Origin of the sequence: Bacillus cereus group sp. BfR-BA-01383 (assembly GCF_022663495.1) — a bacterium.
GTDB lineage: Bacteria > Bacillota > Bacilli > Bacillales > Bacillaceae_G > Bacillus_A > Bacillus_A cereus_AU.
Map to the genome: position 1 here is coordinate 264613 of NZ_JAKUFP010000003.1, position 20465 is coordinate 285077.

Below are 20465 nucleotides of genomic sequence, written 5' to 3' on the forward strand. Positions count from 1 at the left end.
ATAAGAGGAGATTTATAAGGAAGCATTGAATTATAGTAATGATGCATATAATGGAGAGGAGGCTCATTCATGTCATTTAAAGATTATGAATATAAACGGCCAAATATTGAAGAGTTAAAAGAGAAATTTACTGTTGCTTTAGAGAAGTTTGATAACGCAAAAACGGTAGAAGAACAAAAACAAGTCATCAATTTAATTAACGAAATTCGTAATGACTTTGGTACAATGGGGAACCTTTGTTACATTCGTCATTCTGTTGATACGACAGATGTTTTTTATAAGGAAGAGCAGGATTTCTTTGATGAATTTTCTCCAGTTGTACAAGGATATGGTACAAAGTATTATAAAGCGTTAATTAATTCTCCATTCCGTGAAGAGTTAGAGGGATATTATGGAAGGCAATTATTTGCTCTAGCAGAATGCGATTTAAAAACATATTCAGATGAAGTTGTGAAAGATTTACAATTAGAGAATAAATTGTCTTCACAATATACACAGTTATTAGCATCTGCAAAAATTGACTTTGCAGGAGAAGAAAGAACGTTATCACAGCTTATTCCATTTATGCAAGGGAAAGAAAGAAGCGAACGTAAAGCAGCAAGTGAAGCATACTACGGATTTTTAGCTGAGAATGAGGAAGAACTAGATCGTATTTATGATGAGCTTGTTAAAGTGAGAACGCAAATTGCAAAATCTTTAGGTTTCAAAAACTTTGTTGAACTCGGATATGCAAGAATGTACCGTACAGATTATAATGCGGAAATGGTGGCGAATTATCGTCAGCAAGTACTTGATTATATCGTTCCAGTTACGACGGAATTAAGAAAGAGACAACAAGCACGTATCGGTGTAGAGAAGTTAGCATATTACGATGAAAACTTTGAGTTTGCTACAGGTAATCCAACTCCAAAAGGAGATGCAGATTGGATTGTTAATCATGGGAAAACGATGTATAAAGAGTTATCGGCTGAAACAGATGAGTTTTTCAATTTTATGCTAGATAATGATTTATTAGATTTAGTTGCAAAAAAAGGAAAAGCTGGTGGTGGATATTGTACATATATCGAGAATTATAAAGCACCATTTATTTTTTCAAACTTTAATGGCACATCCGGTGACATTGACGTATTAACACATGAAGCGGGTCATGCTTTTCAAGTATATGAAAGTCGTAAATTTGAAATTCCAGAATATAATTGGCCAACATATGAAGCATGTGAAATTCACTCTATGAGTATGGAATTCTTTACATGGCCATGGATGAAGTTGTTCTTTGAAGAAGATGCAGATAAATATTACTTCTCTCACTTAAGTTCAGCACTTCTGTTTTTACCTTATGGTGTATCTGTTGATGAATATCAACATTATGTATATGAAAACCCTGAAGCATCACCAGAAGAGCGTAAGACAGCATGGCGTAATATAGAGAAGAAGTATTTACCACATCGTGATTATGAGGATAACGATTATTTAGAGCGTGGTGGTTTCTGGCAACGTCAAGGTCATATTTATAGTTCGCCTTTCTATTATATTGATTACACGCTTGCTCAAATTTGTGCACTACAATTTTGGAAACGTGCAAGAGATAATAGACAAGAGGCGTGGGAAGATTATGTGAACCTTTGTCAACAAGGAGGAAGTAAATCGTTCTTGGAATTAGTAGAAGTTGCAAATTTAACATCACCATTTGCTGAAGGCTGTGTAAAAAATGTTATTACAGAAATTGAAGCATGGTTACATGCGATTGACGACACAAAATTGTAAAAAAACATGCGCTTTTTTCACATGTTTAACATCGACATAATGGGAAAATGATGAGATAATAAAAGAAAATTCAGAATTGTCAAAGAGGTGTTTCGAATAAGGAACACCTCTTTTAACCAACAAAAAGGGGGGAAAGAAGTATGCTTCAATCTAATATGGATGTGAGTTTAGAAAGTTTGGTAAACTCATTACAGTCTACTCGAAGCACGCTATTATCAGAAATTGAAATGTTAAATGATACAGAAGTGAATGTAAAGCCACGACGTGATAAATGGAGTATTATTCAAATTTTGCATCACTTGCATTTAGTTGAACAATCTGTCACATCTGCCCTTGTATATGCTTTACAAAAGAAAGAAAGAAAACTGGCTCCATTTAAAGACCTCCAACTTATGCTTGATCGCACACATAAACGAGAAGCTCCTCAGCAAATGAAACCAACAGAAACTTTAATGAAAAAACAACAAGGAATTCAATTACTAGAACATTCACGACAAGAACTATTAAATGCGCTTCATAGTGTCATAGATGAAAACGAATTATTTGAAAATGGATTAAAGCATCCTATTTTTAATGATTTGAATTTGTATCAGTGGGTTCAATTTCTTGATTTGCATGAACAAAGACATCTTACGCAGTTAAAAGAGGCGAAACATGCAATACTACAACGGTAAGATGAGAGGGGCGGGGGATCTTCCTGCTTCTTTTTTTGTGCGTAGCTCACTTCAAAAGCCGGTGAATGTATGGTAAATAATCAAAAAGGGTAGAAAAAACTATGCATAGTTTCCTGTCTTACTTTGGAATAATACTTGGTGAAAGAGTTAGAAGGAGTTGAACAGAATATGGCGAAGAAGAAGCGAGAAGAAGAGCGCGCTTGGAAAGCTCGGAAAGAAAATCAAAAACCACATGGAAAAGTGAAAACTTTTGCAGAATTAGTTGAAGGAACAGAAAAAACGTGATGAACTTCATCACGTTTTTTGTATGATTGGGAAAGTTAATAAAAATGTTGTACCTGTTCCTTTTTCACTAATAATATCAACCTTTCCATTCATTGCTTGAATGACACTGAAGACGACCATCATTCCGAGTCCGGTCCCTTTTTCTTTCGTCGAGTAGAAAGGTGACCCGAGTCGTTTTACTTGTTCTTGATCCATACCAACGCCTGTATCTTTTATATATAATTGGATATGTTTATGGTCTGGAACTAATGTAAGAATAAGGTCACCGCCGTTAGGCATTGCCTCAATACAGTTTTTAAAAATATTTAATAAGCATTGGTTCAGCTTTTGCTTTTCACCAGCTATAAAGAAAGATGTACTTTGTTTTATGTAATGTATACGAACATTTGTTAAATTGGCGAGAGGTGTAATTAAAGATAACGCATGAAGTAATTCTTCTTCTACTTGTAATTGTTGTTCTTTTTCAATACTCGGTTTTGCAAAAGTTAAGTAGTCTGTAAGAACATGATTTGCTTGTTCGATACCATTAATGGCTATGTCGATATATAATTTTCGTTCTTTCTCCGAACATGTATCTGACTGTAAAAGTTGCAAAAATCCTTTCGTTGAAGTTAAGGGATTGCGAATTTCATGAGAGATAGAAGCTGCCATTTCACCGATTAAATGAAATTTTTCAGCATTCATAAGTTCATTTTGGAGACGAACTTGCGTTTGCAATATGTGTAGCAAATATAAAATAAGGATTGTTCCAATTATTGTACATATTTCGTATACGATAATATGCGGTATATAATCAGCTTTATTTGTAACCTCTGCAAGGAAAAATGGTATCCAGCCAAATCCGAATATGAGACTGTAAAAGATAGCGAGTGTTATTTTTATACGATTAGAACTTCGGTTAAACAGTTTGTATGTTAATAGTAGAACAATAAATAGGAGAACCGAAGCGATAAGGGATGGGAAAACACCTACTCCTCCTAATAAGAAGCGGTATATGTTTAATACGGTTAAGATAGAAGCACCAGCAATCGGACCTCCAGTTAATGTACCGACAATTAATACGATATGACGCATATCAAATTGAAATCCATAATTTGTTTCTGCAGCGAAAGTGATGCATAGTATGGTAGCAATGCAACATAACACAATAAATATAGCTGAATTTAATTTAGGAGAACGTTTCCCTCTTTGATTCCAAAATAAATGATATACAAGCATTGTAACAAGGATAGATAATATATTTAAAAAGAGATAAATAATAAAGAGTTTCAGTGGGATGCCTCCTCTCGTCTCGCATTAAATTAATCATACTATAAAATGAAAGAAATGAAATAATAAATAGCGGAAAAATCAGAAATTTTTTCTGGTAGTATACAATATGTTACAATAAACTTTGTCAATGAAAGAAGAAATTCCGTGCACTGCATGGGAGAGGTTCGCGAACTCCCTCTATAAAAAACTATGGAAACAACAATATCCTGAGGTATTGTTTTGTTTTTTTATTGTGACAGTTCAAGAACGTTCTTTCTTCTTATTCGTAGTAGAGAAGGAGAATGAGTGAAATGAAAAAAGAAAAAGCAGTTGTTGTTTTTAGTGGTGGACAAGATAGTACAACATGTTTATTTTGGGCAATGCAGCAGTTTGCAGAAGTGGAAGCTGTAACGTTTAATTACAATCAACGTCATAAATTAGAAATTGATTGTGCAACGGAAATTGCGAAAGAGCTAGGAATTAAACATACGGTACTAGATATGAGTCTATTAAATCAACTTGCTCCAAATGCGTTAACGAGAACGGATATGGAGATTACACATGAAGAAGGTGAATTACCATCAACATTTGTAGATGGACGCAATTTACTATTCTTATCATTCGCTGCTGTATTAGCAAAACAAGTTGGAGCACGTCATATTGTAACAGGTGTATGTGAAACTGATTTTAGTGGTTATCCAGATTGCCGTGACGTGTTTGTGAAATCGTTAAACGTTACATTAAATTTATCTATGGATTATCCGTTTGTCATTCATACACCACTTATGTGGATTGATAAAGCAGAGACATGGAAATTATCTGATGAACTTGGTGCATTTGAGTTTGTTAGAGAAAAAACATTAACATGTTATAACGGAATCATTGGTGACGGTTGCGGTGAATGTCCAGCATGTCAACTTCGTAAATCAGGATTAGATACGTACTTACAAGAACGCGAAGGAGCGAGCAACTAATGGATAATTTCTTTGGATTTCGCATCGTAGAAAATTTGCAAAAAATGGACAAGGATATTCAGCGTAAACAACTTAAATATCATAATAAAAGAGTAATGGTCAGCAAGGAATTTACATTTGATGCAGCACACCATTTACACTGCTATGAAGGGAAATGTAAAAACTTACATGGTCACACATATAAAGTTGTATTTGGGATTAGTGGATATGTAAATGAAATAGGCCTTGCAATTGACTTTGGAGATATAAAAGAAATTTGGAAAAATGAAATAGAAATTTATTTAGATCATCGTTATTTAAATGAAACGTTACCTGCAATGAATACGACTGCTGAAAATATGGTCGTTTGGATTTATGAAAAGATGGCAGAAGCATTAACAAAAGATAATCGTGCGAACGAATATAAAGGAGCTCGTGTTGAATTTGTTCGTCTATTTGAGACGCCGACTAGTTATGCGGAAGTAAGACGGGAGTGGATGCTCGATGAGTAAAATCCCTGTTTTGGAAATATTCGGTCCGACTATTCAAGGTGAAGGAATGGTTGTAGGACAAAAGACAATGTTTATCCGTACAGCTGGCTGTGATTATAGCTGCGCTTGGTGTGATTCTGCTTTTACGTGGGATGGATCGGCTAAAGATCAAATTAGACAGATGGCAGCGGAAGATATTTGGCATGAGCTTGTTGCAATTGGAGGAGAAAATTTTTCTCATGTTACGATTTCAGGCGGAAATCCGGCATTGCTGAAAAATATTGAGTTTCTTCTTTCTATATTAAAAGAGAATGGAATGCGAACGGCAATCGAAACGCAAGGGAGTAAATGGCAAGATTGGTTACTTCAAATCGATGAGGTAACGATTTCTCCAAAACCACCAAGTTCGGCAATGAAAACAGATTTTCAGAAGTTAGATTCTGTTATTCAGAAACTAGCAGGAAAAGATATTAGCTTAAAAGTAGTAGTATTTGATGATTATGACTTTGAATATGCAGTTAAGATGCACGAACGTTATCCGGATGTACCATTCTTCTTACAAGTAGGGAACGATGATACGAAAACAGTGGATGATGCAATGCTTATTAAAAAATTATTAGATAAGTATGAGTGGCTGATTGATAAAGCTGTAAATTGTAAAGAAATGAATGATGCGAAAGTATTGCCTCAGCTTCATGCGTTAGTATGGGGAAATAAACGCGGCGTATAACGAGAAGGGATGTTTAAAATGGCAGGAAGATTAGATGCAGATTTAAAAGATGTAACATTACTAGGAAATCAAAATACAAAATATTTATTTGAATATAGCCCAGAAATTTTAGAGGTATTTGATAATAATCATCCAAACCGTGATTATTTTGTAAAATTCAACTGTCCTGAATTTACAAGCTTATGTCCGAAAACAGGACAACCAGACTTTGCAACAATTTATATTAGCTACATTCCAGAGCAAAGAATGGTAGAGAGTAAATCTTTAAAGTTATATTTATTTAGTTTCCGTAATCATGGTGATTTCCACGAAGATTGCATGAACGTAATTATGAATGATTTAATTAAATTAATGGATCCACGTTATATTGAAGTATGGGGGAAATTTACACCACGTGGTGGTATTTCAATTGATCCGTACTGCAACTATGGTCGCCCAGGAACGAAGTATGAACAAATGGCAGACTATCGTATGATGAACCACGATCTATATCCGGAAACAATTGATAATCGTTAATAGAAAGAAAGGGCCTGTATAGTATACAGGCCCTTTCTTTCTATTATATTATGCATTTTGGTTAATGACAGTATAGTTTTTATGACTTACAACTGTAAGAGGTTCCATATCTAGTTCTCTAAAATTCTCCATAATTGTTATATCAACAATAACAGAGTTTTGATTTACTTTTTGAACACGGCCTTGCATGCCACCTTTAAATTCGATGATATCTCCAGTTTCTGCGATCTGCATAAGCAACTCTCCTTGTTACAGTTTTTCCAAAAAAGAATAATTTGGGATTTTTTAGTTTCCTTTATTTTGAACTATGTTTCCTGTTTTGTAAATGTTTTCAAAGTAAAAAGTCAAAAAATATTCACTTTTTATAAAGAAATATACGAAAACACACGTTGTTAGGAGATGTATGTTGAAAATAATTATATCTTTATATAGGAGTATAATGAAAATATACAATGACTTACTAAATTAGGGGCGGTAAAATGATGTTTGAAATTGTGGGGAGCTTTATAGCGATTATATTATTTTTATTTTCTTCTATACAGTTGAAGAAAATTCGGCATCATGAAACAACTACATATTTTGACGGATTGGATGGTGTGCACGTATCGATAACACATGATAGTGGTGGGGATATGTAATAATGTATAACTTTCTTTTTACGCATGGTATGATGGCAATAAGAAATAGTACATAATAGAGTTCGTAAGTGATGAATGGAGAGTGGAAAGAATGAGGATTTCTTTTATTCGTCATGGTCGCTTAGATGGTACTATGGAACCAATGACGGTTACTTCATTTCATGAATGGATGAAACGATATGACTTACATACTATAACAACAAAAGCTCCTATACCAATGGAAACAATTGAAGCGATGGAAGCAGCAAAATTGGTCGTAACGAGTGATCAAAGGTGTGCTGTGCAATCAGCAGCCGAATTAACAGATTCCTTATCTTTTGTGCAAAATTCTCTTTTTAGGGAAGCCGAGGTTCCAACGAGTTTTCATGCTCCGAAATGGTTGAAATGTAAACCTAATGTATGGATGTTGATTGGGCGCACATTATGGATACTTGGTTATCGTAAAGATGTTGAGTCTTACAAGGAAGTAAGAGAGAGAGCAAGGCAAGCGGCTCATATATTACACCGTTATGCCCTCGTGCATGGCCGAATTGCTCTTGTAGGTCATAATTATTTTAATGCGATGATTGGGACTGAGTTGATGGCAATGGGTTGGTCTGGCTCTCCTATTTTACATAGGAAGCCATGGGGATGTACAACATATACATTTCATGAGGCGATGAATGGAAATGTATTAAATACGAATTTAACATAAAAGCACACGATTTATATAAAAAGTCGTGTGCTTTCTTTTTAAGATATAGAAATTTTGATGTTTAATGATTTTACAAGATGGGCGTAAGGTTCACCCACAAGCATAACAATTTGATCTTTTTTGTAACCTAGCTTTTCGTATAATGAAAAAGCACGTGTATTTTCTAAATTAACAAGTAAGGCGATTTTTTCATGCGCTTTTTCAGTTGCATGAATTTCAGCAGCTTCAATTAATTGAGAACCGATGCCTTTTCCGCCGTATGCACTTGAAACTGATAATGTATCAATGTAATACTCATCAAGCTCAGCTTCTTTTTCTAACGTAATGGATTCATCTTTATGTAATTCTCTTAAGTGATGTACAATTGGTGTGTCAAGTATTGTTGCTTCACTACCGTGATAAGCGACGATAATTCCGACTGCAGTCCCGTCTTGTTCATATACAAAACAGTTTTCGTAGCTCAGTCGATTGGTCTCTTTTGAGAACCATGTTTCTAGTCCTAGTAATACTTCTGCCTCAACTGTGCTACCAGTGATTTTTTCAGCAATTTCGTGCAGAGCGTTATACAATAAAGGAGCTATCGCCTTTGCATCTGTCTTTTTTGCTTTCCGAATCATAGTATCCCTCCTAGTTCTATTTATATATTGTAGCATAGTGGTATGGAGTTTTGTATGATTGAATGTCGAAATGTTTGATATAGACAAGTAGCTATGTTAGTATATGATATTTAGTGGACATATAGTAAAGAGATATCGTTTGTGAAATAATGAAAATAAAATTACGGCATAGCAACGGGATAAAGTGAAACTTTAATCAGTGGGGGTTTTGTTCATCCCCCACTGATTATTAGACCTCACCAATCGGGCGTTTACGGGCGGCCCGACTCCCACTTAACTTCTTTGCTTCAGCCGAATTTTGAGTGGGAGTCTTACTGCTCGCAAATAGCGGGATAATTTTACAGTTGTTGACCTATCAAAGATACGATAGAATAGAATATTGCATAGAGGTGAAATACATGGATAAACAATTAGCAAATACAATTTTGGATCAGCTGAAGAATGGTGAAATAAAGGAGTATATTGCAACGAAAGATGTATTTTATACGTTCAGAGAAGTTGTTGTAAATCGAGAAGATTTTAAACATATTATTGGAAACGCACAGCGCGGTGGACAGGTAATTTATACATATTCAGAAACACCACGTTCATAAATAGAAGATAAAGGAGAGGAGAATTATGGGCGATTTTAAACAAGGCATTTTACCACATTGGGATTATATGTGGAAAGATAGAGCCGGCAATAGATTTATGGGAATGGTTATGTATCCAGAGAAACGGAAATGTTCAGCAAAAATGCTTCAGAAAATAAAAAGAGCATATGAAGAAGCGATAGAAATTAAAGTAACTGTACAAGTTCAACATACATATCAGTACGTAGAAGGAATGATTGTATATTTTGATGAAGAAGCTCCTGTATGTACAATGCTTGATAAAGATGAGAATCCACACCATATATTTGTAAAAGATATTTTGCGTATTGAGCACTCTGAATAATCTTTTCATAAATAAATTGAAGTTCCATAATAATAATAATCTTTTTCTATAATAGTTATCTTTCAGTATGTAACGAGAACCGAAAATATATGTATAATATTTAATAAATTAAAATTGATAAATGTAATCGTTTTTTAGAACAGATTATCGTTTAATATCTGTTCTTTTTTGCGTGATGCTGGAGAAATATATTCCTCCAGCATTTGCCGTTTTATGACAAAAAATATTGGTGGCTTTTTTAAAAATAAGGTTAAATTCGTTGACAACTTTTTTAAAAAGCACTTTATTGACATGAGTTTTAGAATGTTGTTTCATAGTCATTGTATTGAAAAAAATCGACTGTCATGTCGAAAAGTAAAAGTTAAAAAAAGAAAGAATTTATACATACATCTTGTGTCTTATTTTGAAACGTAATACAATATATAGAGAAATCAAGAAACGACATACAGAGAATATAGATTGGAGAGGGAGGGTCGGAAATGTTAGTTGCATATGATTCTATGACAGGAAACGTGAAGCGTTTCATTCACAAATTAAATATGCCGGCCGTTCAAATTGATGAAGATCTAGTAATAGATGAAGACTTTATTTTAATTACGTATACAACAGGTTTTGGCAATGTACCAGAACGTGTTTTAGACTTTTTAGAACGCAATAATGACAAATTAAAAGGCGTATCTGCAAGTGGCAATCGTAACTGGGGAGACATGTTCGGTGCAAGTGCAGACAAAATTTCATCCAGATATGAAGTACCTATTGTATCAAAATTCGAGTTATCTGGAACAAATAAAGACGTAGAATATTTCAAGGAAAGGGTGCGGGAGATTGCGACACATTGAACTGAATAACGAAATCACGCAAATGCAGGACGGTTTTTATCAGCTTCATAAAGATAAAGAGGCATTAGAAGTCTTTATGGAAGAAGCTAGAGAGAATACCGTTCATTTTAATAGCGTGGCAGAGCGAATGGAGTATATGAAAGAACATGATTACTATTACAACGTTCTGGACGAGTATAGCTTGGAGGAAGTAGAAGAGGTATATAACATCGCTTATGGTGAAAACTTCGAGTTCCAATCTTATATGGCAGCATCTAAGTTCTACAAAGATTATGCTTTAAAAACAAATGATCAAAAACAATACTTAGAAAGCTATGAAGATCGTGTAGCAATTGTGTCATTATACTTAGGACGCGGTGATGTTGCGAAGGCAACACAATTCGCAAGCATGATTGTAAAACAAAACTATCAACCAGCGACACCAACCTTTTTAAATGCGGGAAGAAGCAGAAGAGGAGAAATGGTGTCTTGTTTCTTGTTAGAGATGGATGATAGCTTAAATTCAATCGGCTTTAACATTAATACGGCGATGCAATTATCGAAAATTGGCGGTGGAGTAGCTTTAAACTTATCTAAGCTACGCGCACGTGGTGAGCAAATTAAAGGTATTGATAACGCTGCAAGTGGTGTAGTACCTGTTATGAAATTGCTTGAAGATTCGTTTTCATATGCGAATCAACTTGGCCAACGAAAAGGTGCGGGCGCAGTATATTTAAACATTTTCCATTGGGATATTATTGAATTCCTTGATACAAAAAAAATAAATGCCGATGAGAAGAGCCGTATTCAGTCTCTATCAATCGGAATTATCGTTCCAAGTAAGTTCTTTGAACTTGCTGAGAAAAACGAACCTTTCCATGTTTTCGCGCCTTATACGGTGTATAAAGAATACGGAAAGCATTTAGATGATATTGACATTGATGAAATGTACGATGAATTAATGAGCAATCCGAAAGTGAAGAAGAAGCCGCTAGATATTAGTGCGCGTGATATGCTTATTAAAATCGCTATGATTCAGCTTGAGTCTGGTTATCCATACTTAATGTTTAAATCAAATGCAAATAACCAACATCCACTGAAGGATATTGGAACTGTGAAGATGTCGAACTTATGTACAGAAATCTTCCAGCTTCAAGAAACTTCTGAAATTAACGATTACGGTACAGATGACATTATCCGTCGTGATATTAACTGTAACTTAGGGTCGTTAAATATCGTAAATGTAATGGAAAATAAAGAAATTCGTGAAGCAGTTCATGCGGGAATGGAAGCTTTAACAGCTGTTTCTGATATGACGATTATTCCGAATGCACCAACTGTAAAAAAAGCAAATGATGAGCTTCATTCAGTTGGACTTGGTGCAATGAACTTACACGGATATTTAGCAAAAAATAAAATCGCTTATGAAAGTGCAGAAGCGAAAGAGTTCGCTCGTACATTCTTTATGATGCTAAATTACTACTCTATTGAGAAAAGTATGGAAATCGCTAAAGAAAAAGGCGAGACATTTAAAGACTTTGATAAATCTGATTATGCGAACGGCACATACTTTGAAAAGTATGAGACGACAGATTACAGCCCAGTAACTGAAAAAGTTCAGCAACTATTTGAAGGAATTCATATTCCGACAAAAGAAGATTGGACAAGTTTAAAAGAGCAAGTGCAGAAGAATGGTTTATATAACTCATATCGTCTTGCTATTGCTCCTACACAATCTATTAGTTACGTACAAAATGCAACTTCAAGCGTAATGCCGATCGTAAGTCAAATCGAATCAAGAACGTATGCGAATGCGACAACATACTATCCAATGCCGTATTTATCAAAAGATACGTTCTGGTACTATAAATCTTCTTACGATATGAATCAGTTTAAATTAATTGATTTAATCGCAGAAATTCAAGAACATATTGACCAAGGAATTAGTACAATTCTTTACGTTAATAGTGATATTTCAACACGTGAATTAGCACGTTACTACATTTATGCACATAAAAAAGGTTTAAAGAGTCTGTATTATACGAGAACACGTAAGTTAAGCGTGGAAGAGTGCGTGGCTTGTACCGTTTAATATAAAAAGTAAGACATTATGAGCAGGGCTTTTCTGAACCCTGCTCATGCTTAGTTATCAATTTTTCATGTTTATTTAGAGAAGGGGCGATTTAATGCGTGCGGTAAACTGGAACAAAAAAGAAGATGATTTTAGTTTAATGTTTTGGAAGCAAAACATCGCTCAGTTTTGGACAGAAGAAGAAATCGCAGTGTCTTCTGACAAAAATACTTGGGTGCAATTATCAAAAGAAGAGCAAATTGCTTATAAGCGTGTATTAGGTGGTTTAACACTTTTAGATACGAAACAAGGTGGCGAAGGGATGCCTCTTGTACTTGTTCATCTTGAAAATTTACAAGCGAAAAGTGTATTAGCTTTCATGGGTGCTATGGAAGAAGTACATGCGAAGAGTTACAGTCATATTTTCACAACGTTAGCTACTGAAGAAGAAATTGATGATATTTTTGAATGGGTAGATAACCATCCATTACTTGAGAAAAAGGCTGGTATTGTTACGAGTTACTACCGTCGTTTATTAAAGCCTGAAGTAGCGAAAAAAGAGTTATACATGGCAATGGTAGCAAGTGTGTTCTTAGAAAGTTACTTATTCTATAGTGGATTCTTCTATCCACTTTACTTAGCTGGTCAAGGTAAGCTTACGGCAAGTGGTGAGATTATTAACTTAATAATTCGTGATGAGTCAATTCACGGCGTATTCGTTGGTATTTTAGCACAACAAATCTTCGCAGAACTTTCTGCAGAGGATCAACAAGAAGTGCAAAAGGAAACGCAAGAGTTATTAATGGAACTATATGAAATCGAAATGGCATATACAGAAGAAATTTACACTTCTATCGGTCTTGTAGAAGATGTAAATCGTTTCGTTCGTTACAATGCGAATAAAGGACTTATGAACTTAGGACTTGAGCCGAAGTTTGAAGAAGAAGAAATTAACCCAATCGTTTTAAATGGTTTACGTACGGACACGAAAAACCATGATTTCTTCTCTGTAAAAGGAAATGGTTACGTAAAAGCAACGAACGTTGAAAAGTTATCTGACGATGACTTTGTGTTTAATTTTTAATATATGATCATAAAGAAAAGCTGTCTTATTCACATTGATAAGACAGCTTTTTTTTATGGTTTTGTTTACATAACACTATTATTTTTATATAGCGATTTCTATTTAAAGAGTTCTATTCGGGTAACGGATAGAACTCTTTTTGTAATTAAATGGGTATTTACAAACTTTTTGTATCAGTGTATTATTTAACTAGTACACTGATACAAAAGGAGGGGAGAAATGAAAATCGAGTTTTCTCCAAATACACCCATTTATATTCAAGTAATGGAATACATAAAAAAAGAAATTGTAACAGGACATTTATTGCCTGGTGATAAAATTCTCTCCGTACGTGAATTAGCGAGTGAATTGCAAGTAAATCCAAATACGATTCAGCGCACATTCCAAGAACTAGAACGTGATGGCGTTGTTGTAACACGTAGAGGAATGGGACGATATGTAACGAATGAAGGGGAGAAAATTATGGAGCTGCGCAAGGATATGGCGAAAGAATTACTTCATTCTTTTATAGATGGAATGGACAATTTAGGTTTTTCAGAAGACGAAATCCTCTCAATACTTCGTTCTTCATTACATGAGAAGAGGGAGGAGAGCGAATGACAGAGCTATTAAAAATAGAAAACTTATGGAAGAGATATGGACTAAAAGCAGTGATTCGTGAATTAAATATAGAGATTACAGAAGGGAAAATTATAGGGATTGTTGGAGATAATGGGAGCGGGAAAACGACGTTATTGAAAATGATTGCAGGTTTGCAGTATCCTTCTGAAGGTAGAATTACAATATTCGGTAAAAACGCAGGATTAGAAACGAAAGAAATCGTTTCATTTATGTCGGATAAGCCAGTCTTTGATGATTGGATGACTGTAAAAGATGCTTTATTTTTCTATCGAGATTTTTATAAAGAATTTGATATTCAAAAAGCGGTGGATACGATCGCTGAATTTAAAATACCGTTAGAAGAAAAAATTACTGCATTATCAAAAGGGATGGTTGAAAAACTTCAAATTATTTTAACATTTTCGCGGAAAGCGAAATTATACGTATTGGATGAACCGCTTGGCGGGATTGATCTTGTTTCTAGAGAACATGTACTGGATCTCATTCTACAATTTTATAGAGAAGATTGTACAATACTAATCTCGACTCATTTAATAAATGAGGTTGAAAATATTTTTGATGAAGTGATCTTTTTAAAAGATGGAGAAATTGTACTATATGAGAATGTAGAAGACCTCCGTTTTCAGAGAGGAAAAGCAGTTCATGAATTGTTTAAGGAGGTGTTCAGTAAGTGAAGCCGTTACTTTCTTATTTATGGAATGTAAATAAGAAAAAATATATTGTTACTTTTTTAATTTTTGTGTTAATTGAAGCGATTTTATTTTCACAAATGATTGTAAAAAAGAGTGAGACAGCTGTTGTGAAACAAGAGGCGATATTCGGATTTGTTATTATTATTTTCATGTTTTATGTGTTGTATATGTTTTTACAAACGATGAAGTCGTGTTCACGTTTACTAACAAATCCATTGTTACGGGTTACAGCGATATCTGGGAAACAATATGTTTTTTCTATCCTGATTTTCTTTTGTATTGCAATGGCTATATGGTATGGAATATGTGGAATTCTTTTTTATGTAGGTTATGTATTAGCATTTCCTACGACGTATGTATATATAGATGCACAAGAGATTATGCAAGCAGGTATAATAAATAATTTAATATATACAATGAGTGATTTGTTTGAGTTTTTATTTGCGATGTTACAAATTTTATTAGTAGTTACTCTCGTTAAATTGTTTACTAAGAAGAAGAAGATACAAAATATACTGATTGTCATTATTTCTCTAATAGTAAGTATAGCGATTACTTTAGTAACAACATTGCTAGGAAAATTAGCTCCAGCTTTCCAAGGATTGCGAAGAGTAGAATATCGTAGTGAAAGTAAAAGTCTGTTTATTGATATGTTTCAAGAAAATGGATTAAATATTTTTAATATAAGTTTTATGGTAATTGTTAGTGCCCTAATAGTATATGTAATTGCTTATATCATCGATAAAAAACTAGAAGTCTAAAGGAGGAATCATCATTGGGAAACGTAGTAGTAAAATTAGAAAATGTACGAAAAAAAATCGGTGGAACAGAAATTATTCGTGGTCTATCATTTGAGGTTCGCGAGGGAGAAGTATACGGGTTCCTTGGACCGAACGGTAGTGGTAAGACAACGACGATCCGTATGATGACAGGTCTTATTTCAATGACAGAAGGCAATATTACAATTTGGGGACACAGTATTCGCACGGAGCGTGAAAAGGCGCTAGAACAAATTGGAGCGATTGTAGAAAATCCTGAGCTGTATGATTATATGACAGGAATGCAAAACTTAAAGCATTTTGCGAACATGGCTGTTACACCAATTAGTAAAGAGCGCATTAATGAGATTGTGAAATTGGTGGAATTAGAGCATGCGATTCATAAAAAGGTCAAAACATATTCTCTTGGTATGAAGCAGCGTTTAGGAATTGCACAGGCATTACTTCATCAGCCAAAAATTTTAATTTTAGATGAACCAACAAATGGATTAGATCCAGCTGGTATTCGTCAAATTCGTGATTATTTACAACGCTTAGCGAAAGAGGAGAATATTGCAGTAATTGTATCGAGTCACTTATTAAGTGAAATTGAATTAATGTGTGACCGCGTTGTTATTATTAAACAAGGTGAGTTTGTACAGGAGTACAATTTACATGAACAAGCGAAACACGATGAGGCAGTAGTTGTAGCCTTTGAAGTAGATGAAGTTCAGAAAGCGAATGAAATCATTAAAGGTAAAACAGAAGGAAATGTAATCATGGTATCTGTAACAAAAGAGAACATTCCACAACTTGTAAAAAAACTTGTAAATGCCGATGTGCTTGTATACGGAGCTACTGTTCAAAATAAAACATTAGAGGATGAGTTCTTAGCGATTACTGGGGGAGTGAAAGCGTAATGTTTAAATTAATTCAAAATGAATTTTTAAAGTTACATGCGAAAAAAGGTATGTATATTTTAATTGGTGTCATTGCAGTATTGGAGATTTTGGGAGTTTTAGCGATGCTAAAATGGGGAGGAGGACATGAGTTTAAAGGATCATATTTAGATTTTGCAAGTTCAGAGATTGGTTTAATTACTTTATTTGCAACAATTTTTGGAATTACGATTGCTTCTCGTATGATTACTGATGAATTCCAAAAAGGTACAATTAAGCAGTTATTAATACGTCCAAGAAAACGAAGTACAGTTTTGTTTTCTAAATATATTACAGTGTTACTTACGATATTATTTATCATACTTGCAAGCTCGTTAATTGCAATGATTATTGGCGGAATTGTAATGGATGGTAGTAAAACAGAATTAACGTTAGGGATTGTAATGAAGTCCATTTTGTATCAATTACTTTCACCGTTCTTCTTTGCAACACTTGCATTTTTCTTAGCAAACGTATTCAGAAAATCTGTATTACCATTAATTATTACGATGTTCCTATTCTTCTTACAAGGAGCAATTAATATGGTACTAATAATGTTTGCAAAAGGTGTAGCAAAATTTGTGGTATTTTTCCATTTGAATTTAAGTGTTTACGACGGCAATAAATTAGTAAGCGGTGGAATGGAACCACCATTTACAGAATTTACGTTTATTACTTCATTATTACTTGTAGTTGCATATTTTGCTGTACTACTTGTAGCATCAAGTGTATTATTCCAAAAACGTGACGTATTATAATAAAAGAAATCCCCGCTTGTAAAAACGGGGATTTTTATTACATAACTTTCTCCTATCTTTCAACTTGAAGAAAAGCGATACGGTATGTTAAATAAAATGATTATTATATATTTTAAGAGATATGCTGTTTGAAAGTATATGAGAAAAATAGGAATAATTTCAACTATATTCATATTATAATTTAGTTATCCCGCCATTTGTAGGAGATGGATTGCCCGTAAAACATTGATTAATGCTTTACTTTTTACTATCTTTGGAGGTGTTTGATATGCAATATGCATTTTCACGTATAAGGCTGCGTAGTTTTTTTGGATGGATGATTATAGGATTGTTCCTTACGATGATCCCATTAGGTCTATCAAATGTTTCAGATAATACGTTAGAGGTTATTTCACAAATAACTATATTTTTTGTATTTCCGTTATTTTGGTTATACGTAAAAACAAATAAAAACAATGTTGTGTTTCAAAGTTTTTTTGATAAGCCAAGTCGTTTATCGTGGGGGCTCATTTTATTAGCGACGATAATGGGAATGGTTTTTTCAGTCGGTATATCTCATATTCAATTTTACATATTAGCACACACGTTACCTAATTTTCTAGTGAGTATGTTAGAAGACGGAAATGTAATTAATACGAGTAACATATATATGACAATATTTACTTTCATTTCAGCATGTGTATTAGCGCCTATTATGGAAGAAGTTATTTTTAGAGGTTTTTTCTTGCAGCGAATGGCTTATAAATGGGGGATTAAACGAGCTGTAATTATATCTTCACTCATCTTTGGTCTAGGACATTTTGATGTTATCGGTGCTTTCATGTTCGGTGTTATTATGTGCCTTCTATACATAAAGACGAAAAATATATGGACGAATATTGCTGTGCACGCATTAAATAATTTGATTGCAACGAGTATGCAATTTGTAGGTGGAGAGGGAAGTGATGCAATTTCAATTACTGAATTGCAGGCACAAAGTAATTTATGGATCGGCATTGGTTTTACGATTGTCGGATTACTTTGGTTAATTCCTTACATATGGAAACAGTGGCGTATAGTAAAAGAAGTGGGTGTGCCGCCGATGCGCTTCATAAATGAAGAAAAAGTAGTGAATGTATCACAAGAAAATGAAGTGTATAGTCAAGTGATTGTAACAGATAGATTGATGGCTGTAGAACTACCAGATGAAGCTGTAAATAAGCTTCGGTTAGAAGAAAATGATTATGTAACAGTATCGGTAGAAGAAGATACAATTGTTATAAAGAAAGCGCATAATAGATAATTAAAAAGTAGCTCTTTAGGAGCTACTTTTTAATTTGTAATAATTTCTACACGAAAATTATTACCGTTCTTTACATATTTAATATCTGTAACGATCCGAACTGTTTTTAAAAGCTCCACTTTTTCACCAATTCGAGGGATGGTCGGAACATTGTCCCAAATACCAAGCAAGTCATCTAATTGTGTCGTTTTTTCATAAAACCAGATTTTCAATGTAAAGCCCCTTTCTCGAACTTTATGTATTTTAATACATAATATATTATTTTTATTCTTATTGTAAGGGGTTTTTTATATTTTTATGAATAAAAATTAATTAATCTTCTGGGAAAATATGTTCAATGTCTGGAGTAAGAGATACTTCTGATAATACGATATGAGAAACTGTCGTTGCATATGAAGAAACATCATTGATAAATTCTTCAAGTTCAACGAGTGAAGGGACAGAAATTTTTACGATGTAGCATAAGCTTCCTGTTACTCGGTAACAAAAACTTGCAGATGGATAAGATTGAATAAACTGTTGCATACGTGTTGTATCACCATTTTTTAAAGTGATTTCTAAAATACAATCTAAAACAAGTCCTGCTTTTTTATAATCAATATCGATTGTGTATTTTTGAATAACTCCTTCACTTTCGAGTTTACGAACACGTTCTGCAGTAGATGGAGCGGATAAATTTACTCGTTTGGCCAATTCGCGCATCGAAAGGCGACTATCATTATATAATTCATTTAAAATTTTACGATCAACACGATCTAATTGCATTTGTAAATATACCTCCAGTAAAATGATGTTTTTTGTAAAGAAAAAATGTAAATTAAGATTCATATGAAATGTAAAGAGAACTTTATTTATTTTACAATAAAATAGAAGAAAATAGGAGGGAAAATGATGGAGAGAATTTCATTATCAAATGTAGGAGATACAAAGTTTCAAAAGTTATTAGGGCATAATCGAGATATATTACATTCATGGAGTACGTTAGAAAATACACTGTATAACAAAGGAACTCTTTCGGCAGAATTAAAGGAGCAAGTAAGAAGAACATTGGCGCATGGGAATGAATGTCCGTACTGCATGGCAAAGGGAAGACCAGATGATATGCAAAAGGTAGAAGAAATTAGTGTAGCTGTTACTTTGGCGCATACATTTGTCCATGACAAAAAGGCGATAGATGATAATATGTTTCGTGTATTAAAACAATATTGGACGGAAAAAGAAATTGTAGAGCTTTGTGCTTATATTTGTTTTATTACTGCGTCGCAGCAACTTGGTTTTCTGTTTCAATTACAGCCTAATTAAGGAGAGAATGATGACCAATCAAACAGCACTTATCATAATTGATGTACAAAAGGCGTTTCAATTACCGTACTGGGGCGAGAGAAATAATCTTTTTGCCGAAGAAAATATGAAAAGTTTATTAGAAGAATGGAGAAGAAGTAAGCGACCAGTTTTTCATATTCAACATGTAAATAAAGAAGATGTTCAGTCGATGTTTTACCAACAAGCAGAAACAGTAAACTTTAAAGAAGAAGTGAAACCACTACCAGATGAAGTGATTATTCAAAAATCTGTTAATAGCGCGTTCATTGGGACAAATTTAGAAGAACAAGTAAGAGAGAAAAAATGTAATGCGGTAGTAATTGTAGGATTAACGACAAATCATTGTGTGGAAACTACAACACGGATGGCAGGTAATTTAGGGTTTACAACGTATTTAGTGAGCGATGCAACGGCTACTTTTAATCGTACAGGTCCAGACGGGGTAGAATATAGTGCAGAGGCTATTCATAATATGACACTTGTAAATTTACATAAAGAATTTGCTACGATTGTGACGACAAAAGAAGTATTAAAATTATTTTGAGAAAATAATTACGGAATTATGTAGAAA

General features: G+C 33.9%; 27 protein-coding genes and 1 riboswitch. Of the genes, 22 read left to right on the plus strand and 5 right to left on the minus strand.

The window, feature by feature from the left end:
* Positions 1–69: 69 nt before the first annotated feature.
* From MR065_RS05245 to MR065_RS05255, 3 genes are all read left to right on the plus strand, one after another.
* On the plus strand, positions 70–1764 hold the full coding sequence (locus tag MR065_RS05245; protein ID WP_242212740.1) for a M3 family oligoendopeptidase: 1695 nt from the start codon (positions 70–72) through the stop codon (positions 1762–1764).
* A 140-nt stretch (positions 1765–1904) separates the two neighbouring features.
* Entirely contained in the window at positions 1905–2438 is a 534-nt protein-coding gene (locus MR065_RS05250; protein ID WP_242212741.1) for a DinB family protein, read from the plus strand.
* A 168-nt stretch (positions 2439–2606) separates the two neighbouring features.
* Positions 2607–2723 (plus strand): DUF6254 family protein, encoded by a 117-nt coding sequence (locus MR065_RS05255; RefSeq protein WP_242212742.1) that lies wholly within the window; start codon positions 2607–2609, stop codon positions 2721–2723.
* A gap of 9 nt (positions 2724–2732) precedes the next feature.
* Here MR065_RS05255 and MR065_RS05260 read toward each other — a convergent pair whose 3' ends face one another.
* Entirely contained in the window at positions 2733–3941 is a 1209-nt protein-coding gene (locus MR065_RS05260) for an ATP-binding protein (protein ID WP_097903496.1), read from the minus strand.
* Between the two features lie 207 nt (positions 3942–4148).
* Positions 4149–4192, plus strand: a riboswitch (PreQ1 riboswitch).
* A 93-nt stretch (positions 4193–4285) separates the two neighbouring features.
* Between MR065_RS05260 and queC the strand changes: the two genes are divergently transcribed.
* Genes queC through queF form a run of 4 tightly spaced genes read left to right on the plus strand, consistent with a single transcriptional unit; the run spans position 4286 to position 6664 of the window.
* Positions 4286–4948: a 7-cyano-7-deazaguanine synthase QueC gene (gene queC / locus MR065_RS05265; RefSeq protein WP_242212743.1), complete on the plus strand. Its 663-nt coding sequence runs from the start codon at positions 4286–4288 to the stop codon at positions 4946–4948.
* Positions 4948–5439 carry a 6-carboxytetrahydropterin synthase QueD gene (gene queD, locus MR065_RS05270; protein ID WP_000368412.1) on the plus strand — a complete coding sequence of 164 codons (492 nt, stop codon included), beginning with the start codon at positions 4948–4950 and terminating at the stop codon, positions 5437–5439. Before queC ends, queD begins: the two co-directional genes overlap by 1 nt.
* The gene (gene queE, locus MR065_RS05275) at positions 5432–6148 is read left to right on the plus strand and encodes a 7-carboxy-7-deazaguanine synthase QueE (protein WP_242212744.1); all 717 of its coding nucleotides are present in this window, start codon (positions 5432–5434) and stop codon (positions 6146–6148) included. The genes queD and queE overlap by 8 nt, the downstream gene beginning before the upstream one ends.
* Positions 6149–6166: 18 nt before the next feature.
* The gene (queF, locus tag MR065_RS05280; protein WP_242212745.1) at positions 6167–6664 is read left to right on the plus strand and encodes a preQ(1) synthase; all 498 of its coding nucleotides are present in this window, start codon (positions 6167–6169) and stop codon (positions 6662–6664) included.
* A gap of 48 nt (positions 6665–6712) precedes the next feature.
* Here the strand turns inward: queF and MR065_RS05285 are convergent, their stop codons facing one another.
* The gene (locus MR065_RS05285; RefSeq protein ID WP_001165081.1) at positions 6713–6898 is read right to left on the minus strand and encodes a YkvS family protein; all 186 of its coding nucleotides are present in this window, start codon (positions 6896–6898) and stop codon (positions 6713–6715) included.
* Between the two features lie 248 nt (positions 6899–7146).
* On the opposite strand from MR065_RS05285, the gene MR065_RS05290 reads away from it, so the two are divergent.
* Positions 7147–7302 (plus strand): hypothetical protein, encoded by a 156-nt coding sequence (locus tag MR065_RS05290; RefSeq protein WP_176538773.1) that lies wholly within the window; start codon positions 7147–7149, stop codon positions 7300–7302.
* 91 nt (positions 7303–7393) lie between these two features.
* Complete coding sequence (locus MR065_RS05295; RefSeq protein ID WP_242212746.1) at positions 7394–7996, plus strand: histidine phosphatase family protein; 603 nt, start codon at positions 7394–7396, stop codon at positions 7994–7996.
* A 38-nt stretch (positions 7997–8034) separates the two neighbouring features.
* Here MR065_RS05295 and MR065_RS05300 read toward each other — a convergent pair whose 3' ends face one another.
* Positions 8035–8613: a GNAT family N-acetyltransferase gene (locus MR065_RS05300; RefSeq protein ID WP_242212747.1), complete on the minus strand. Its 579-nt coding sequence runs from the start codon at positions 8611–8613 to the stop codon at positions 8035–8037.
* 398 nt (positions 8614–9011) lie between these two features.
* Between MR065_RS05300 and MR065_RS05305 the strand changes: the two genes are divergently transcribed.
* The 11 genes from MR065_RS05305 to MR065_RS05355 all read left to right on the plus strand — a co-directional run bounded on the left by MR065_RS05305 (position 9012) and on the right by MR065_RS05355 (position 18571).
* Positions 9012–9206 carry an abortive phage infection protein gene (locus tag MR065_RS05305; protein ID WP_097903502.1) on the plus strand — a complete coding sequence of 65 codons (195 nt, stop codon included), beginning with the start codon at positions 9012–9014 and terminating at the stop codon, positions 9204–9206.
* A gap of 25 nt (positions 9207–9231) precedes the next feature.
* Entirely contained in the window at positions 9232–9549 is a 318-nt protein-coding gene (locus MR065_RS05310; RefSeq protein ID WP_000502199.1) for a hypothetical protein, read from the plus strand.
* A gap of 479 nt (positions 9550–10028) precedes the next feature.
* A complete protein-coding gene (gene nrdI / locus MR065_RS05315; RefSeq protein ID WP_000959446.1) occupies positions 10029–10388 on the plus strand; it encodes a class Ib ribonucleoside-diphosphate reductase assembly flavoprotein NrdI in 360 nt (119 codons plus the stop codon).
* Positions 10375–12459, plus strand: coding sequence for a class 1b ribonucleoside-diphosphate reductase subunit alpha (nrdE, locus tag MR065_RS05320; RefSeq protein WP_097903504.1), 2085 nt, complete (start codon positions 10375–10377; stop codon positions 12457–12459). Before nrdI ends, nrdE begins: the two co-directional genes overlap by 14 nt.
* A 94-nt stretch (positions 12460–12553) precedes the next feature.
* Positions 12554–13522 (plus strand): class 1b ribonucleoside-diphosphate reductase subunit beta, encoded by a 969-nt coding sequence (gene nrdF / locus MR065_RS05325; protein WP_242212748.1) that lies wholly within the window; start codon positions 12554–12556, stop codon positions 13520–13522.
* Between the two features lie 219 nt (positions 13523–13741).
* A complete protein-coding gene (locus tag MR065_RS05330; protein ID WP_242212749.1) occupies positions 13742–14122 on the plus strand; it encodes a GntR family transcriptional regulator in 381 nt (126 codons plus the stop codon).
* A complete protein-coding gene (locus MR065_RS05335; protein ID WP_242212750.1) occupies positions 14119–14817 on the plus strand; it encodes an ABC transporter ATP-binding protein in 699 nt (232 codons plus the stop codon). Before MR065_RS05330 ends, MR065_RS05335 begins: the two co-directional genes overlap by 4 nt.
* Complete coding sequence (locus tag MR065_RS05340) at positions 14814–15596, plus strand: ABC transporter permease (RefSeq protein ID WP_242212751.1); 783 nt, start codon at positions 14814–14816, stop codon at positions 15594–15596. Before MR065_RS05335 ends, MR065_RS05340 begins: the two co-directional genes overlap by 4 nt.
* 14 nt (positions 15597–15610) lie before the next feature.
* Entirely contained in the window at positions 15611–16513 is a 903-nt protein-coding gene (locus tag MR065_RS05345) for an ABC transporter ATP-binding protein (protein WP_242212752.1), read from the plus strand.
* Positions 16513–17289: an ABC transporter permease gene (locus MR065_RS05350; RefSeq protein ID WP_242212753.1), complete on the plus strand. Its 777-nt coding sequence runs from the start codon at positions 16513–16515 to the stop codon at positions 17287–17289. Before MR065_RS05345 ends, MR065_RS05350 begins: the two co-directional genes overlap by 1 nt.
* A gap of 268 nt (positions 17290–17557) precedes the next feature.
* Positions 17558–18571: a CPBP family intramembrane glutamic endopeptidase gene (locus tag MR065_RS05355; RefSeq protein WP_242212754.1), complete on the plus strand. Its 1014-nt coding sequence runs from the start codon at positions 17558–17560 to the stop codon at positions 18569–18571.
* Positions 18572–18600: 29 nt separating this feature from the next.
* Here the strand turns inward: MR065_RS05355 and MR065_RS05360 are convergent, their stop codons facing one another.
* Entirely contained in the window at positions 18601–18783 is a 183-nt protein-coding gene (locus MR065_RS05360; protein ID WP_025150950.1) for a DUF3913 family protein, read from the minus strand.
* A 100-nt stretch (positions 18784–18883) separates the two neighbouring features.
* The gene (locus MR065_RS05365) at positions 18884–19336 is read right to left on the minus strand and encodes an Lrp/AsnC family transcriptional regulator (protein WP_001175498.1); all 453 of its coding nucleotides are present in this window, start codon (positions 19334–19336) and stop codon (positions 18884–18886) included.
* 123 nt (positions 19337–19459) lie between these two features.
* Here MR065_RS05365 and MR065_RS05370 point away from each other — a divergent pair, with 123 nt between their 5' ends.
* Together MR065_RS05370 and MR065_RS05375 are read left to right on the plus strand one after the other, a co-directional pair.
* A complete protein-coding gene (locus MR065_RS05370) occupies positions 19460–19873 on the plus strand; it encodes a carboxymuconolactone decarboxylase family protein (protein ID WP_313895150.1) in 414 nt (137 codons plus the stop codon).
* A 10-nt stretch (positions 19874–19883) separates the two neighbouring features.
* On the plus strand, positions 19884–20438 hold the full coding sequence (locus MR065_RS05375) for a cysteine hydrolase family protein (RefSeq protein WP_242212756.1): 555 nt from the start codon (positions 19884–19886) through the stop codon (positions 20436–20438).
* Positions 20439–20465 lie beyond the last annotated feature (27 nt).

Bases quoted from the DNA above. Each gene is read 5' to 3' on its own strand.
- MR065_RS05250 (WP_242212741.1), top strand. From the start codon at position 1,905: ATGCTTCAATCTAATATGGATGTGAGTTTAGAAAGTTTGGTAAACTCA.
- MR065_RS05255 (WP_242212742.1), top strand. From the start codon at position 2,607: ATGGCGAAGAAGAAGCGAGAAGAAGAGCGCGCTTGGAAAGCTCGGAAA.
- MR065_RS05295 (WP_242212746.1), top strand. From the start codon at position 7,394: ATGAGGATTTCTTTTATTCGTCATGGTCGCTTAGATGGTACTATGGAA.
- nrdF (WP_242212748.1), top strand. From the start codon at position 12,554: ATGCGTGCGGTAAACTGGAACAAAAAAGAAGATGATTTTAGTTTAATG.
- MR065_RS05335 (WP_242212750.1), top strand. From the start codon at position 14,119: ATGACAGAGCTATTAAAAATAGAAAACTTATGGAAGAGATATGGACTA.
- MR065_RS05245 (WP_242212740.1), top strand. From the start codon at position 70: ATGTCATTTAAAGATTATGAATATAAACGGCCAAATATTGAAGAGTTA.
- queD (WP_000368412.1), top strand. From the start codon at position 4,948: ATGGATAATTTCTTTGGATTTCGCATCGTAGAAAATTTGCAAAAAATG.
- MR065_RS05290 (WP_176538773.1), top strand. From the start codon at position 7,147: ATGTTTGAAATTGTGGGGAGCTTTATAGCGATTATATTATTTTTATTT.
- MR065_RS05355 (WP_242212754.1), top strand. From the start codon at position 17,558: ATGCAATATGCATTTTCACGTATAAGGCTGCGTAGTTTTTTTGGATGG.
- MR065_RS05365 (WP_001175498.1), bottom strand. From the start codon at position 19,336: ATGCAATTAGATCGTGTTGATCGTAAAATTTTAAATGAATTATATAAT.
- MR065_RS05260 (WP_097903496.1), bottom strand. From the start codon at position 3,941: ATGCTTGTATATCATTTATTTTGGAATCAAAGAGGGAAACGTTCTCCT.
- MR065_RS05300 (WP_242212747.1), bottom strand. From the start codon at position 8,613: ATGATTCGGAAAGCAAAAAAGACAGATGCAAAGGCGATAGCTCCTTTA.
- MR065_RS05310 (WP_000502199.1), top strand. From the start codon at position 9,232: ATGGGCGATTTTAAACAAGGCATTTTACCACATTGGGATTATATGTGG.
- queC (WP_242212743.1), top strand. From the start codon at position 4,286: ATGAAAAAAGAAAAAGCAGTTGTTGTTTTTAGTGGTGGACAAGATAGT.
- MR065_RS05350 (WP_242212753.1), top strand. From the start codon at position 16,513: ATGTTTAAATTAATTCAAAATGAATTTTTAAAGTTACATGCGAAAAAA.
- nrdI (WP_000959446.1), top strand. From the start codon at position 10,029: ATGTTAGTTGCATATGATTCTATGACAGGAAACGTGAAGCGTTTCATT.
- queF (WP_242212745.1), top strand. From the start codon at position 6,167: ATGGCAGGAAGATTAGATGCAGATTTAAAAGATGTAACATTACTAGGA.
- MR065_RS05305 (WP_097903502.1), top strand. From the start codon at position 9,012: ATGGATAAACAATTAGCAAATACAATTTTGGATCAGCTGAAGAATGGT.
- queE (WP_242212744.1), top strand. From the start codon at position 5,432: ATGAGTAAAATCCCTGTTTTGGAAATATTCGGTCCGACTATTCAAGGT.
- MR065_RS05375 (WP_242212756.1), top strand. From the start codon at position 19,884: ATGACCAATCAAACAGCACTTATCATAATTGATGTACAAAAGGCGTTT.
- MR065_RS05285 (WP_001165081.1), bottom strand. From the start codon at position 6,898: ATGCAGATCGCAGAAACTGGAGATATCATCGAATTTAAAGGTGGCATG.
- MR065_RS05330 (WP_242212749.1), top strand. From the start codon at position 13,742: ATGAAAATCGAGTTTTCTCCAAATACACCCATTTATATTCAAGTAATG.
- MR065_RS05370 (WP_313895150.1), top strand. From the start codon at position 19,460: ATGATGGAGAGAATTTCATTATCAAATGTAGGAGATACAAAGTTTCAA.